General features: G+C 74.6%; 14 protein-coding genes. 7 read left to right on the plus strand and 7 right to left on the minus strand.

Annotation, left to right across the window (positions count from 1 at the left end; translation table 11 throughout):
* The first annotated feature begins 14 nt into the window (after positions 1-14).
* The gene (locus tag JOE68_RS25225) at positions 15-2,048 is read left to right on the plus strand and encodes a HelD family protein (RefSeq protein ID WP_204844741.1); all 2,034 of its coding nucleotides are present in this window, start codon (positions 15-17) and stop codon (positions 2,046-2,048) included.
* A 222-nt stretch (positions 2,049-2,270) separates the two neighbouring features.
* On the opposite strand, the gene JOE68_RS25230 is transcribed toward JOE68_RS25225, so the two are convergent.
* Positions 2,271-3,278, minus strand: a complete 1,008-nt coding sequence (locus tag JOE68_RS25230) for an LLM class flavin-dependent oxidoreductase (RefSeq protein WP_204844742.1) — start codon at positions 3,276-3,278, stop codon at positions 2,271-2,273.
* Between the two features lie 161 nt (positions 3,279-3,439).
* Here JOE68_RS25230 and JOE68_RS31950 point away from each other — a divergent pair, with 161 nt between their 5' ends.
* A complete protein-coding gene (locus JOE68_RS31950) occupies positions 3,440-3,715 on the plus strand; it encodes a GNAT family N-acetyltransferase (RefSeq protein ID WP_204844743.1) in 276 nt (91 codons plus the stop codon).
* A gap of 121 nt (positions 3,716-3,836) precedes the next feature.
* Here JOE68_RS31950 and JOE68_RS25240 read toward each other — a convergent pair whose 3' ends face one another.
* The 3 genes from JOE68_RS25240 to JOE68_RS25250 are packed head-to-tail and all read right to left on the minus strand — an operon-like array spanning position 3,837 to position 6,956.
* Positions 3,837-4,274 carry a response regulator gene (locus JOE68_RS25240; RefSeq protein WP_204844744.1) on the minus strand — a complete coding sequence of 146 codons (438 nt, stop codon included), beginning with the start codon at positions 4,272-4,274 and terminating at the stop codon, positions 3,837-3,839.
* Positions 4,267-5,766 (minus strand): sensor histidine kinase, encoded by a 1,500-nt coding sequence (locus tag JOE68_RS25245; RefSeq protein ID WP_204844745.1) that lies wholly within the window; start codon positions 5,764-5,766, stop codon positions 4,267-4,269. The genes JOE68_RS25240 and JOE68_RS25245 overlap by 8 nt, the downstream gene beginning before the upstream one ends.
* A complete protein-coding gene (locus JOE68_RS25250; RefSeq protein ID WP_204844747.1) occupies positions 5,766-6,956 on the minus strand; it encodes a PP2C family protein-serine/threonine phosphatase in 1,191 nt (396 codons plus the stop codon). The genes JOE68_RS25245 and JOE68_RS25250 overlap by 1 nt, the downstream gene beginning before the upstream one ends.
* Before the next feature lie 112 nt (positions 6,957-7,068).
* Between JOE68_RS25250 and JOE68_RS25255 the strand changes: the two genes are divergently transcribed.
* Both JOE68_RS25255 and JOE68_RS25260 read left to right on the plus strand, forming a co-directional pair.
* Positions 7,069-7,770: a lysophospholipid acyltransferase family protein gene (locus tag JOE68_RS25255; RefSeq protein WP_204844749.1), complete on the plus strand. Its 702-nt coding sequence runs from the start codon at positions 7,069-7,071 to the stop codon at positions 7,768-7,770.
* Positions 7,771-7,953: 183 nt separating this feature from the next.
* Entirely contained in the window at positions 7,954-9,027 is a 1,074-nt protein-coding gene (locus JOE68_RS25260) for a YeiH family protein (protein ID WP_204844751.1), read from the plus strand.
* Here the strand turns inward: JOE68_RS25260 and JOE68_RS25265 are convergent.
* Positions 9,001-9,453 (minus strand): YkvA family protein, encoded by a 453-nt coding sequence (locus JOE68_RS25265; RefSeq protein ID WP_204844753.1) that lies wholly within the window; start codon positions 9,451-9,453, stop codon positions 9,001-9,003. The two genes, JOE68_RS25260 and JOE68_RS25265, sit on opposite strands and share 27 nt — an antisense overlap.
* Positions 9,454-9,560: 107 nt before the next feature.
* Here JOE68_RS25265 and JOE68_RS25270 point away from each other — a divergent pair, with 107 nt between their 5' ends.
* Together JOE68_RS25270 and JOE68_RS25275 are read left to right on the plus strand one after the other, a co-directional pair.
* Positions 9,561-9,857 (plus strand): ArsR/SmtB family transcription factor, encoded by a 297-nt coding sequence (locus JOE68_RS25270; RefSeq protein WP_204844755.1) that lies wholly within the window; start codon positions 9,561-9,563, stop codon positions 9,855-9,857.
* On the plus strand, positions 9,854-10,243 hold the full coding sequence (locus JOE68_RS25275) for a VOC family protein (RefSeq protein WP_307819886.1): 390 nt from the start codon (positions 9,854-9,856) through the stop codon (positions 10,241-10,243). The genes JOE68_RS25270 and JOE68_RS25275 overlap by 4 nt, the downstream gene beginning before the upstream one ends.
* A 226-nt stretch (positions 10,244-10,469) precedes the next feature.
* Here the strand turns inward: JOE68_RS25275 and JOE68_RS25280 are convergent, their stop codons facing one another.
* On the minus strand, positions 10,470-11,741 hold the full coding sequence (locus JOE68_RS25280; protein ID WP_204844757.1) for a glycosyltransferase family protein: 1,272 nt from the start codon (positions 11,739-11,741) through the stop codon (positions 10,470-10,472).
* A 183-nt stretch (positions 11,742-11,924) separates the two neighbouring features.
* Between JOE68_RS25280 and JOE68_RS25285 the strand changes: the two genes are divergently transcribed.
* On the plus strand, positions 11,925-12,488 hold the full coding sequence (locus tag JOE68_RS25285) for a sigma-70 family RNA polymerase sigma factor (RefSeq protein WP_204844758.1): 564 nt from the start codon (positions 11,925-11,927) through the stop codon (positions 12,486-12,488).
* A gap of 148 nt (positions 12,489-12,636) precedes the next feature.
* On the opposite strand, the gene JOE68_RS25290 is transcribed toward JOE68_RS25285, so the two are convergent.
* Positions 12,637-12,981 carry a DUF742 domain-containing protein gene (locus JOE68_RS25290; RefSeq protein ID WP_204844760.1) on the minus strand — a complete coding sequence of 115 codons (345 nt, stop codon included), beginning with the start codon at positions 12,979-12,981 and terminating at the stop codon, positions 12,637-12,639.
* Between the last annotated feature and the right edge of the window lie 503 nt (positions 12,982-13,484).

Raw genomic sequence — 13,484 nt, forward strand, 5'->3', positions numbered from 1 at the left:
CACAGGGGGAAAGCGTGGCAACAGGGGAATTGCCTGCGGAACAGCGGCGGATTTCTTTCCTGCACCACCGGCTCGACCGGGAGCGGGCCGCCGCGAGCGCGGAGCTGGCCGCGGCCCTGCGCGACCCGGACGAGCAGCGGTGGCAGCGCGAGGTGGCCGTGCGGGCGCTGTCCGAGCGGGTCGGCCGGCTGGCGGTGGCGGACGAGGGGCTGTGCTTCGGCCGCACCGACCACGTCGACGGCAGCCGCCACTACATCGGCCGGGTCGGGCTGTTCGACCCGGACGACGACCACCGCCCGCTGCTCGTCGACTGGCGCGCGCCGGTCGCCCGGCCGTTCTACACCGCCACCGGCGCGCGCCCGGAGGGGCTGACCCGCCGGAGGCACTTCCACACCCGCGGTCGCCGCCTGGAGAGCTTCCACGACGACGAGCTGGGCCTGGCGGAGAGCACACTCCTGGCGGCGCTGGAAGCGCCGCGCGGCGCGACGATGCGCGACATCGTCGCGACCATCCAGGCCGAGCAGGACGAGGTGATCCGGCTCGACCACCGGGGCGTGCTGGTCGTCGAGGGCGGGCCGGGCACCGGCAAGACGGCCGTCGCCCTGCACCGCGTCGCCTACCTGCTCTACGCGCAGCGCGACCGGCTCTCCCGGCAGGGCGTGCTCGTCGTCGGGCCCAACCCGGGGTTCCTGCGGCACATCGGGGAGGTCCTGCCGTCCCTGGGCGAGACCGACGTCGTGTTCGCCACGCCCGGCGAGCTGTTCCCCGGCGTCCGCACCACCCGCGAGGACCCGCCGGAGGCGCGGGGCGCCAAGGACGGCCTGTCGGCGGTGGACCTGCTGCGCCTCGCCATCGCCGACCGCCAGGAGCTGCCGGAGCACCCGATCCCGGTCGAGCTGGAGGACGTCACCGTCCCCGTGGACGCCGCGGCGGCCCTGGCCGCCCGGGACCGGGCGCGGGCGAGCGGCCTGCGGCACAACGAGGCGCGGCAGGTCTTCCGCGACGCCCTGGCCGACGCCCTGGTCGCCCCCGCGCTGGCGCTGATCGGCGCGGGCTGGCCGGAACCGCTCGCCGACGTGCTGCCCGACCTGGCCGCCGACGTGCGCCGCGAGCTGGGGCGCAGCCCGGAGCTGGCCGAGGCGGCCGACGCGCTGTGGCCGCCGCTCACCGCCCGCCGGCTGCTGGCCGACCTCTACGAGGGCCGCTGCTTCGCCGTGGGCTGCCCCGAGCTGTACCGGGCGGACGGCCGGGCGTGGACGGTGTCCGACGTGCCGCTGCTGGACGAGGCCGCCGAACTGCTGGGCGCCTCCGACGAGGCCGAGCGGGCGGCGGAGCGGGAGCGCGCCGAGGAGGTCGAGTACGCGCGGGGCGTGCTGGAGGTCATCGACACCGACGCGGCCATGCACGAGGACGAGCTGCGGGCCGTCGACCTGGTCGACGCCGAGTGGCTGGCCGACCGGCACGCGGTGCGCGACCACCGGACGGTGGCCGAGCGCGCCGCCGCCGACCGCGGGTGGACCTACGGGCACGTGGTCGTCGACGAGGCGCAGGAGCTGTCGCCGATGCAGTGGCGGGTCCTGATGCGCCGCAGCCCCAACCGCTCGATGACCATCGTCGGCGACCTGGCCCAGCGCCAGTCGGAGTCGGGCGTCCGCTCGTGGGACGCGCTGCTGTCGCCTTACGTGCGCGACCGGTGGGTGCACCGGCGCCTGACCGTCAACTACCGCACGCCCGCCGCGATCATGGAGTACGCCGCGCCGGCGCTGGCCGAGGTTGACCCCACCGCGACGCCGCCGACCTCCGTGCGGCGCGGGGAGCCCCCGGTGGAGGTGCTGGTGGACGACCTGGACGTGGTGCGGTGGCTGCGGCCGGAGGAGGGCACGCTCGCGGTGATCGGGATGGCGGGCGGGCTGACGCCCCGGCAGGCCAAGGGCCTGGAGTTCGACACCGTGGTCGTGGTCGAGCCGGAGCGGATGACGGCGGCGGAGCGCTACGTCGCCCTGACCCGCGCCACGCGGCGGCTGGTGGTCGTGCGGCTCAAGCGCTGAGCCCCACAGCCCGGTCCCCACCGCCCGGTCCCCACCGCCCGGTCCCCACCGCCACCCGCTCCGGCGGCCACGCCGACGCGCCGGCCCGGTCCCCACCGCCGCCCGTCACCGGCGCTGCCCGTCACCGGCGCATCGCCGCCCGTCACCGCCGCGCCGCCTCACCGCCGCGCGCCGATCGACCGCGCATCCGGGTCGCCGACCCCGTAGCGCCGCCCGGCGGCGCTACGGGGCGCGCCCGTCGTCGCCGGGGCGCAGGCCGGGCAGCACCTCCGCGCCGAACAGCCGGATGGTGTCCAGCACGGCCGAGTGCGGCAGGCCCCCGATGTCGACCATCACCAGCTGCGCGTCCAGTCCGAGCAGCCCGGCCAGGTCGTTGAGCCGGTCGGTCACCTCCGCCGGGTCGCCGCACACCGCCGCGCCCTCCATCAGCGCGTCGACGTCGACCCCGCCGTCGCCCCGCCACGGGTCGGCGAAGCGCGCGTACGCGGTCAGGTGCGGTCGCCACGCCGTGCGCGCCTCGGCGGCGGTCGGCGCGACGAACACGTGGCTGGGCAGCGCCACCCGCCCGCCACCGCCCCTGGTGGCGCGGTAGCGCTCCACCACGTCCCGGTGCGTGCTCGGGTCGCGCAGGGTGCTGGGCAGCACGAGCGGCAGCCCCAGCTCGACCGCCAGGTCCGCCGAGACGGCCGAACCGCTGCCCATCCACACCGGGGGCCGCGGCCGCTGCAGCGGGCGGGGCGTGGTGGTGACGTCGGTCAGCGGGCTGCGGAACCGGCCGGCCCAGGTGACGTCGGGCTCCTCCAGCAGGCGCAGCAGCAGGCGCAGGTTCTCGTCGAACCGGGCCCGCAGGTCGTCCTGCACGCCGAAGGCCAGGTCGGTGCGCTGCGACACGCCCCTGGCCACGATCATCTCGGCCCGCCCGCCGGACAGGACGTCGAGCATCGCCAGCTCCTCGGCCACCCGGACCGGGTCGTGGTGGGCCAGCAGCGTGACACCGGTCGACAGGCGCAGCCGCGTCGTGCGCTCCGCGATGGTCGCCAGCAGCAGGCCGGGCGCGCTGACGAGGTAGCGGGTGAAGTGGTGCTCGCCGATCGCCACCCCGGTGAAGCCCGCCTCCTCCGCGACGACGGCCTGTTCCACGATCGCGCGCAGGCGCTCGGCCTCGCTGACCGCCCGGCCCGTGTTCGGGTCCGGCAGGTGGTCGCCGAGGATCAGCAGGTAGACGTCCATCGCGCCATCTTGCACTGCGCCATTACGGTGTACTTCGTCAGGAGTTCGGGTGTTCCCGCCGGGACGACCGGCTCCGATGCCGACCGGTGGGTCACCGACCCTCGCCCGGTCGGGTGATCGGCGCTCGCGGAGCCGCCGAGGTGCCACCTGGAGGAGCCACCGTGACCGTGACCGTGTCCGACCACCCCGAGGCGTCGCGCTACGAGGTCTTCCTCGACGGCGAGCTGGGCGGGGTCGCCGAGTACGCCCTGGAACCCGGCCGGATCACGTTCACCCACACCGAGGTGGCCGTCGAGGGCAAGGGGCTGGGCAGCGCGCTGGTCGGGCAGGCGCTGGCCGACGCCCGGCGGCGCGGGCTGGCGGTCGTGCCCCGCTGCGAGTTCGTGCGCGGGTACGTCGAGAAGCACCCGGGGTCCGCCGACCTCGCCGGCGAGTAGCCCGCCCGGGGGCGGTCCGCCGCCCCCCGAGGGGGCCTCCGGGGCGTCCCGGGAGCCCGCCGGGAACCGCTCCCGGCGACCCGCCCCGGGCCGTCCGCGCGGACGGCCCCCGCCGCGGCGGTCAGCGGGGCAGCTTCACCACGGTCACGAAGAAGTCGTCGATCTGCCGCACGACCTCGATGAACCGGTCGAAGTCCACCGGCTTGGTGACGTAGGCGTTGGCGTGCAGGTTGTAGCTGCGCAGGATGTCCTCCTCCGCCTCCGACGTGGTCAGCACGACCACGGGGATGGTGCGCAGGCTCTCGTCGGCCTTGACCTCGGCCAGCACCTCCCGCCCGTCCATCCTCGGCAGGTTCAGGTCCAGCAGGATCAGGCCGGGCCGGGGCGCGTCGGGGTGCCTGCCCTCCCGCCGCAGGAACTCCAGCGCCTCCACGCCGTCGCGCACGACGTGCAGCTGGTTGCGGATCTTGTGGTGCTCGAACGCCTCCTCGGTCATCAGCGCGTCGCCCGGGTCGTCCTCCACGAGCAGCACGTCGATCACGTTCAGCGCGTCATTCATCGGAGTCCTCGATGTCGTCTACTGCCGGCAGGGTGAACTTGAAGGTGGTGCCGGCGCCACCACCGGTGTCGAGCCAGATCGTGCCGCCGTGGTACTCGATGATCTTGCGGCACATCGCGAGGCCGATGCCCGTGCCGGGGTAGTCGTCCTTGTGGTGCAACCGCTGGAAGATCACGAAGATCCGCTCAGCGTACTCGGCGTCGATGCCGATCCCGTTGTCGCTGATCGTGAACGTCCAGAACTCGCCGGTCCGCTCCACCGCCACCCGCACCACCGGGGGGTCCTCGCCGTGGAACTTCAGCGCGTTGCTGATCAGGTTGCCGAACACGCCGCCGAGCAGCGAGGCTTCGCCGCGCACCGTCGGCAGCTCGCCCACCTCGACCGTGGCGCCGGTCCGCTCGATCACCTCCGAGTAGCTGTCCAGCACCTGCTCGACCGTCTCGTCCAGGTCCACCAGCACGTGCTCCCGGGTGATCCGGCCGACCCGGGAGAACGCCAGCAGGTCGTTGATCAGCACCTGCATCCGCTTCGCGCCGTCCACCGCGAACCGCAGGTACTGCTCGCCGCGCTCGTCGAGCTGCCCCGAGTAGCGGCGCTCCAGCAGCTGGCAGAAGCTGGCCACCTTGCGCAGCGGCTCCTGCAGGTCGTGCGAGGCGACGTAGGCGAACTGCTCCAGCTCCGAGTTGGACCGGCGCAGCTCCTGCACGTCGTTGAGGATGCGGGTGCGCATGGCGTCCACGTCCTGGCTCAGCATCACGATCTCGCGCGGGCCGCCGACCTCCACCGCGTGGGCGAACTCGCCGGAGGACACCCGGCGCACCTGCCCGGTCAGCCCGGTCAGGGGCCGGATCAGGATGCGGTGCAGCACGACCGCCACCCCGGTGATGATCAGCACCAGCAGCACGCCCAGCCCGATGACCAGGAACAGCACCTGGTCGGCCACCCGGTCCAGGTCGGCGCGGGCCGTCGCGGACTCCTCGTCGAGCGTCACCTTGAGCGCGGCGACCGCCTGGCGGACGGTGTCGAACAGCTCCTTGCCGCGCGTGGTGTCGGCCTGGTCGGCGCGCGGCTCGCCGGCCGCCCGGACCTCGGCGATGACGGCCTCGGCGTAGCCCGCGCGCCAGCCGACGGCGAGGCTGGCGACGGTGTCGAGGTCGTCGGCGAGGTCGGGCCGGAAGGTCCGGACCGCGTCGCGGGCCGCGTCCAGCGAGGCCCGCTCGACCCGCAGGCCGTCCTGGTAGGGGACGAGGAAGTCCTCGTTGGCGGACAGGGCGAAGCCGCGGACGCCGTTCTCCTGGTCGATCAGGGCGCTGTCCAGCTCCAGCACGTGCCGCCGGCCGGGGGCGACCTGGTCCAGCAGCAGCGCGCGCGCGGCGGTGAGGTTCACCAGCGCCACCGCGACGCTGCCGATGGCGGCGGCGCACACGATGATCAGGATGGCGACCGACGCGATGAGCAGCCGGCTCGCGGGCCAGCGGGTCCGGTGGTCCATCAGCCGCGGTCCGAGATCAGCAGCACGGCCATGTCGTCGTCCAACTCGCCCCCGTTGAGGTTCTTCACCTGTGCGATCAGCTCGTCGAGCAGGCCGGCGGGGTGGCTCGCCCAGTCCGGCCGCTCCCCGGTGATCCGGTCGATCAGCCCGATCAGCCGCTCCGCGCCCAGCCGCTCGGTGTCGCCCGCGACCCGGCCCTCGACCAGGCCGTCGGTGTAGAGCAGCAGCGACCAGCCCGGCGGCAGCGGCACGTCCAGGCCGCTCCACGTGCTGTCGGGCAGCACGCCCAGCGGCAGGCCCGCCCGGTCGCGCGGCAGCTCCACCACCCGGTCGCCGACCAGCAGCATCGGCTCGGGGTGCCCGGCCAGGTAGATGCGCGCCCAGCGGCGGTCGGGCGCGATGGTCACCATGCACGCGGTGGTGAACAGGCCCGGCTGGTGGCGCTCGTGCTCCAGGATCTCGTGCAGCGTGCGCAGCACCCGCGAGGGCTCCTGGTCGGCCAGCACCAGCGCCCGCCACGCGATGCGCAGGAACACGCCGAGCGCGGCCTCGTCCGGGCCGTGCCCGCACACGTCGCCGACGATCACCTGGAGCGTGCCGTCGGGCGTGCGCACCGCGTCGTAGAAGTCGCCGCCCAGCAGCATCCGGCTGCCGCCGGGCCGGTAGCGCACCTCCAGGCCCAGGCCCTGCCCGTGCAGGATCGGCGAGGGCAGCAGGCCGCGCTCCAGGCGGGTCTTCTCGGCGGCGTGCAGCTGCTCGTCGCGCAGCTGCCGCTGGGTCTCCTCGACGTGCTTGCGGCCGACCGCGTAGCGGATGCCGCGCACCAGCGCCTGCCCGTCGACCTGGCCCTTGACCAGGTAGTCCTCCGCGCCGGCGGCCACCGCGCGCTCGCCCTGGCGCTCGTCGGTGAGCCCGGTGAGGACGATGATGGCGGCGGGCGCGGGCTCGGCGAGCAGCCTGGTCAGGCCGTCCAGCCCGGTCGTGTCGGGCAGGCCGAGGTCCAGCAGGACGCAGTCCACCTTGGGCACCAGCGGCACGGCTTCCCGCAGCGTGCGCGCCCGGCGCAGGTCGATGTCCGCGCCGACCTCGTCGAGCAGGGCTTCGACCAGCACCGCGTCCCCCTCGTCGTCCTCGACGAGCAGCACGGTGATGCGGTCCACCGCCGCACGCGTTCCGCTGATCCCGGTCACGGGGAAGGACCCTAGCCGAACGGTGATCACCGCCGGTCCCGGGCGGTTGGAGTGGGTCGCGGCGACCGCCCGGGACCGGCCGGGTGATGATCAGGGGGTGAGCTTCTCCCGGATGGTGGCACTGACCGCGCGGTTGCCCAGGCGCGGCAGGGGTTTCTGGTACTCGGTGGCGATCGACGCGCTGTGGCCGCTGGTCGTGCTGTTCGTCCGGCTGCGGATGGCGGGCGGGGCGAACATCCCCCGACGGGGTGCCGTGCTGCTGGCGTCCAACCACCTGTCCTTCGCGGACCCGGTGACGCTGACGGCGTTCACCCTCGCCGCCGGCCGGGTGCCCCGGTACCTGGCGAAGGCGAGCCTGTGGAAGGCGCCGGTCCTGGGCTGGGTGATGTCGTCGGGCCGGCACATCCCGGTGGACCGGGGCACCGCGCGGGCCGGGCGGGCGCTGGACGCGGCGCGCTCGTCGCTGGCGGACGGCCAGTGCGTGATCGTCTACCCCGAGGGCACGTTCAGCGACGACCCGGACGGGTGGCCGACGCGCGCGAAGAACGGCGTGGCCCGGCTGGCGCTGACCAGCCGCACGCCGGTCGTGCCGGTTGCGCAGTGGGGCACGCGGGAGCTGCTGCGGCCCGGCCGGCTGCTGCCCCGGCCGTGGACGAGGGTGCACGTGGTGGCGGGCCCGCCGGTCGACCTGTCCGACCTGTACGGGCCGGAGCCGACCAAGCAGGTGCTCGACACGGCCACCGAGCGCGTCATGACCGCGATCACCGCCCTGCTGGAGGAGGTCCGGGACCTCCCACATCCTGGGAAGCGGTGACGGTTCCCGCTGCCCTCGCTAGCGTTCGACGCTCCAGGCAATCCCGCATCGTGGAGCGTGAGCGATGGGCGAACCGCCGCCCCGGAACCGGGGGATCAGCGAGGACTGGCTCGCCGTGGTCGTGGGCCTGCTGCTGTTCGCGCTGGCCCTGGCCGGCGTCATCCCACCCGGCCTGGTGCCGTGATGGCCACCTCGGAGCACACGCGGCGGCCGGTGCTGCACGCGGCGCTGGGCGTGGCCGTGGTGCTGGCGCTGTCCTGGGTGGCCCACCACCTGTCCACGGCCGTGCCGGCAGCCACCGAGGGCACCGCGCTGGCGGGCGTCGGCGCGGCGGTCGAGTTCCCGGTCTACGCCATCCTGCTGGGCCTGCTGGGCAACGCGGCGCTGGGCGCGACCGGCGTCCGCGAGCGGCTCTCCGGCGGGTTCCGCACCGAGTTCTTCATCAAGACCGGCCTGGTGCTGCTCGGTGCGTCGATCAACCTGCGGGTGATCGCGTCCGCCGCCGGGCCCGCGATCGCCCAGTCGGTGGTCCTGATCTGCGTGGTGTTCGGGTTCTCCTGGTGGCTGGGCGGGCGGCTCGGGCTGGAGGACAGGCTGCGGGCGCTGCTGTCGGCGGCGGTCGCGATCTGCGGCGTCAGCGCGGCCATCGCGGCGGCGGGCGCCGTGCAGGCCAAGCGCGAGCAGTTGGCCTACAGCGCCAGCCTGGTGATCGCGTTCGCCCTGCCGTCGATCTTCCTGCTGCCGGTGGCCGCGACCGCGCTGGGGCTGGACCCGGCGGTCACCGGGGCGTGGATCGGCGGCAACATCGACACCACCGCGGCGGTGACGGCGGCGGGCACGCTGGCGGGCGAGGAGTCGCTCCGGATCGCCACCATCGTCAAGGTGACCCAGAACGCCCTGCTGGGCGTCGTCGCGGTGGCGCTGACCGCGTACTTCGCGCTGCGGGTCGAGCGCAGGCCGGTCGGCGTGCCGGCGGCGCGGCAGCTGTGGGACCGCTTCCCCAAGTTCGTGCTCGGGTTCCTGGCCGCGTCGGTCGCGGCGACGCTGTACCTGGCGCACGCGCCGGGCGGCAAGGCGGCCATCGGCGTGGTCAACGACCTGCGCACGTGGTTCCTGGTCCTGGCGTTCGTCAGCATCGGGCTGGAGTTCCGGGCGGGGGCGCTCAAGCAGGCCGGGTGGCGGCCGGTGGGGGTGTTCGCGGCGTCGACCGCGGTGAACGTGCTGGTCGCGCTAGGGCTCGCGGTGCTGCTTTTTTGAGCGCTCCCAGTTGAGGTACTGGCCCGCGGCGGTGGACAGGCTGGTGAGCAGCCACACCGCCACGCCCGCGTCGTCGGTGATGCCGACGACCGGCAGCAGCTCGGGCAGGACGTCGATCGGCGACACCAGGTAGACCAGCGCGAAGCCCCACTGCGCCAGCCGCGAGCCGGGCAGGCCGTACGCCTTGCGGTGCCGCAGCAGCCGGGGCAGCGCCCTGGCCCGGTCGAGCACCGAGCCGACCGGTTCCGGCTCGCCCCGCGCCACCCGCCCGCGCTTGCGGCGGGCCACGCCGAGCACGACCGAGGCGGCGGCCAGGACCAGCAGCGCGGCGCCGACCGCGACCGGGGGCAGGCCGAGCACGTCGGCATCGCGCCACAGCAGGGTCGACACCCCGATCGCGGCGAGCATGATGCCGAAGAAGATCACCGGCCCATGGTATCGACTTCCCGCTGATCGGCGGAGGTGGCGCGGGGCGCCGCCGGGTCCCGCGCCCGGTTTGACAGGCAAGTGCTGACTTGCATATAACTGTGCCCGTGGACGCAGACCCCGACCTTTACAAGGCCATCGGCGACGCGACGCGACGCACCATCCTGGACGAGCTGACCGACCGGGATGGTCAGACGCTGTTCGAGCTGTGCGGCCGGCTGACCATGAAGCACGGCCTGGCGTCCTCGCGCCAGGCCATCTCGCAGCACCTCGCGGTGCTCGAGCAGGCCGGCCTGGTGCGCACCCGCCGGCAGGGCCGGTACAAGTTCCACCACCTCGACACGGGCCCGCTGCGCTCGATCGCCGAGCGGTGGCCCATCGACAGAGAGGCTCCGAACCCGTGATCCGCATCAACATCACCAGCGTGCTGGTCGACGACCAGGCCAAGGCGCTGGCCTTCTACACCGAGAAGCTGGGCTTCGTGAAGAAGACCGACGTGCCTGCCGGCGAGGCCCGCTGGCTCACCGTGGTCTCGCCCGCCGACCCGGACGGCGTCGAGCTGCTGCTGGAGCCGGACGGCCACCCGGCGGCGGGCCCGTTCAAGAAGGCCCTGGTCGGCGACGGCATCCCGTTCACCCAGTTCGCCGTGGACGACGTGCACGCCGAGGTCGAGCGGCTCAAGGGGCTGGGCGTCGAGTTCACCCAGGAGGCGACCGACCTGGGACCGGTCGTCGTCGCCGTCTTCGACGACACCTGCGGCAACCTGATCCAGATCGCCACCATGAAGTAGCCGCCCGGCGCCGCGGCCCCGCCGCCCGCCCCCGACCGCGGGGGCCGGGCCGGCGGGGCCGCGCCGTCGGGAGCGCGGCCGGGCGGGGGAGGGGGCCGACGCCATCACCGGCGTGTCGTCACCGGCGTGTCGTCACCGGGGGTGCCGTCGTCGGAGGCGTCGCGGGGGTGCCGTCGTCGGGTAAGTCGCGGGGCGCGGTCGGAGGTGTCGTCGCCGGGGGGTGTCGTCACCGCCCGCCGCGCCCGGCGGCGCCCGGCACGAGCCCGGCCGCGGTGCGGGGAGCGGGGTCGTCGTTGAACCCCGCCCAGTGCCCCACGTCGAACCGCGCCGGCCCGGTCGCGCCGCCCGGCGCGATCCCCCGGTCGCGCACCACGCGCGCGGTGCGCTCGGCCTGCCGGTCCAGCAGGTCGTCGACCTCCTCCGCGCGCAGCCCGTCGATCTCCTCCCAGAACGTCAGCACGCGGTTGACGTACAGCGCGACCAGGTGGTCGCGGGCCGCCTCGAACCGGCCGCCGGCCAGCGCCGCCAGCGCGTCGGCCAGGACGTGCGGCCAGTCCTCGGCGGTCACCCGCAGCCCCCACGGCGCGCCGACCGCCCGCTCCGCCGAGGGGAACAGCGCCCGCACGCCGTCCCGGTGCGCCGCCAGGTACCCCGCCGCCGCCGCCGCGACCCGCGACACCACCGCCGGGTCCTGCCGCACCGCGCCGCCGTCCACCGCGGCCCGCCGCCCGCGCGCCCCCGGCGCCGGCGGGCGCACGCCCCCGGTGCGCAGCACGACGTGGAACAGCGAGTCCAGCACCTGCTGCGGCAGCCGCAGGATCTTCGGGAACGGCGAGTTGTGCAGCTTGCGCCCCAGCGGCACCTCCACCACGCGGACGCGCTCGCGCAGGGCGTTCGCGGTCAGCCACACGTCGATGCCGTACAGGTGCGCGCTGTCCGGCCGGTGCCAGGTGCGGGCCAGGTCGAGGAACGCCCGGTTGAACGCGAACTCGCCGCCGATGGGCTGCTGCACGCGCACCCCGAACACCGCCGCGAGCAGCGGGCCCGCCAGGTGGTTGGTGGTGTTCGCCTCGTACCGGTCGCGCCGGTAGGCGGGCACGGCGAGCACCGGTTCCGCGGCGTCCACGGCGCCGGCCAGCAGCCCGACCCACGCCGGCTCGGCGGAGCGCAGGTCCGCGTCCAGCAGCAGCACCCGGTCCGCGCCGAGGTCCAGCGCGCGGTCCACCACGGCGAACACGTTGGTGCCCTTGCCGGTGCCCTCCCCGGCGGAGCTGATCACCACCTTGCGCGCGGTCGTCGGGGTCCGGGCGAACCGCCGCACCGTGTCGTCGGTGCTGCCGTTCTCGGCCAGCACCACGACGTTCTCGCCGCCGGGGCAGGCGGCGCGCAGGCCGGCGTCGGCGACGCGGGCCACCGCGCCGACCGTGCGCCCCTCGTCGCGGGCGGGGATGCCGACGACGGTGACCCGGTTGGCCGCGGGCGGGGATGCTCGGTGCACCGGAGTACGGAAGCACGGCGGCGCGGCGGCGGTTCACCGGGGTCGGGCCCGGGGACCGGCGGGGTCGCCCGCCCGCCGCGGCCCCGACCGGACGCCCGGACACGATGCGGTGACGGTTGGCGAACGAATCGGGGACTTTTTCTGCCCCGAAACCCTCGACTCGGCACCGCTCCGCGCGCTTGGATGCACGGCGTGGCGCGGCGCAGACGCAGCACTCGACCCCCGGCGGAGCCCGTCCGGCCGGACCCCACCGCGGAGGACGAGCTGATCCGCAGGCTCTACCGGGAGTTCGGCGGCGCGCTGCTCGGGCACGCCATGCGGCTGACGGGCAGCGACCGGCAGTGGGCCGAGGACATCGTGCAGGAGACCCTGCTGCGGGCGTGGCGCAACGCCGAGAAGCTGGAGCGCGACCCGGTGCTGCTGCGCTCCTGGCTGTTCACCGTGGCCCGGCGGCTGGTCATCGACGACCGCCGCAAGCGCAGCGCCCGGCCGCAGGAGTCGGAGCTGACGCCGTGGGACGAGGCGCCGGGGCGCGACGAGGCGGACCGGACCCTGTCGGCGATGGTCGTGGCCGAAGCCCTCAGCGGGCTGACCGAGGAGCACCGGGAGGCCATTCTCGAGACGTACGTGCGGGACCGCACCGTCGGGGAGGCCGCGGCCGTGCTCGGCGTGCCGCCGGGCACGGTCAAGTCCAGGGTTTACTACGCCCTGCGCGCCCTGCGGCGGGCACTGCGGGACCGGGGCTGACGCCGGTGAAGCCGCGGACGGGGAACCGTTGCGGCTCAACGCCTCCGTCGGCCTGCGCCGGCACGGGATCGCCGAGTTCCGCGTGCGCGGCCCGCGGGGCGACGCGTCGCCGGCCCGGCTGCCCGTCGCCGGAGGCCGCCCGCGGCGGTCAGATGCGGCGCAACCCCACCAGCACCCGCTCCATCAGCGCCAGCGAGGGCCGCCCGTCGCCGGACACCTCGTCCTGGGCGTGGACGTCGATGAGGGACAGGTCCGACATGTCGGCCAGCAGGACGCGCACCACGCCCAGGGGCAGGCGCAACCGCGCGGCGACCTCCGCCACCGAGTGCGGGTGCCGGCACAGGTCGCTGATGATGCGGTGCTCGGCGGTGGACGTCAGCGCGTCCGGCGCGGCCCGCTGGTTCGTCGTCACGATCGTCTCGATCGCCAGCGTCGTGGTCGAGCGCGTCCGCCCGCCGGTCACGGTGTAGGGGCGCACCCGGAAGGTTGACACCACCAGCTCCTCAAGCGGTCGGATGATCGGCGCGGGCCAGTGGCCGCGGTCACTGCCGACGCCAGACCCTACGGGCGGCACAGCCGTTTGTCTCGTTCTTGTTGCTCATCGAGCGCAAAAAGGGCGGTGCGGGCACTGTGCGTGGCCCGGCGCTTCCCAAGAGTGGTGGAACTCCCGAGTAGGGGTCGGATGATCGGGCTGGTGTTCCCGGATTTGCCCGGTGCGCCCGTTCTCCGGGTCAACCAATGGGTGAAGGGTTCATATTCGCCGGCGGAGGGTACGCCGCGCCGGAACGCCCCCACCAGCGCGACCGACCGGGATGTGAGGTAGTTGGCACTTTGCCCGCCGGAAAGGTTAACGGTGATCTCTTCACCTGTGTCCGGCGGGTGAACCGGTCCGCCTCCTTCCCCCTCGCCCGGATTCTCCGGGATTTCCCGTTCCGGTCGACCGCGGACGCCGATGGGCGCGGGAAACCCCCTGGGAATGCGCGACCGGCGCGGATC

The sequence above is a fragment of the Saccharothrix algeriensis genome, from assembly GCF_016907655.1.
GTDB lineage: Bacteria > Actinomycetota > Actinomycetes > Mycobacteriales > Pseudonocardiaceae > Actinosynnema > Actinosynnema algeriense.

What these genes read in the sequence shown, in the direction of transcription:
- JOE68_RS25230 (WP_204844742.1), bottom strand. Translation starts at nt 3,278, where the DNA reads ATGGACGTCTACCTGCTGATCCTCGGCGACCACCTGCCGGACCCGAAC.
- JOE68_RS25240 (WP_204844744.1), bottom strand. Translation starts at nt 4,274, where the DNA reads ATGAATGACGCGCTGAACGTGATCGACGTGCTGCTCGTGGAGGACGAC.
- JOE68_RS25245 (WP_204844745.1), bottom strand. Translation starts at nt 5,766, where the DNA reads ATGGACCACCGGACCCGCTGGCCCGCGAGCCGGCTGCTCATCGCGTCG.
- JOE68_RS25255 (WP_204844749.1), top strand. Translation starts at nt 7,069, where the DNA reads ATGGTGGCACTGACCGCGCGGTTGCCCAGGCGCGGCAGGGGTTTCTGG.
- JOE68_RS25260 (WP_204844751.1), top strand. Translation starts at nt 7,954, where the DNA reads ATGGCCACCTCGGAGCACACGCGGCGGCCGGTGCTGCACGCGGCGCTG.
- JOE68_RS25285 (WP_204844758.1), top strand. Translation starts at nt 11,925, where the DNA reads ATGCACGGCGTGGCGCGGCGCAGACGCAGCACTCGACCCCCGGCGGAG.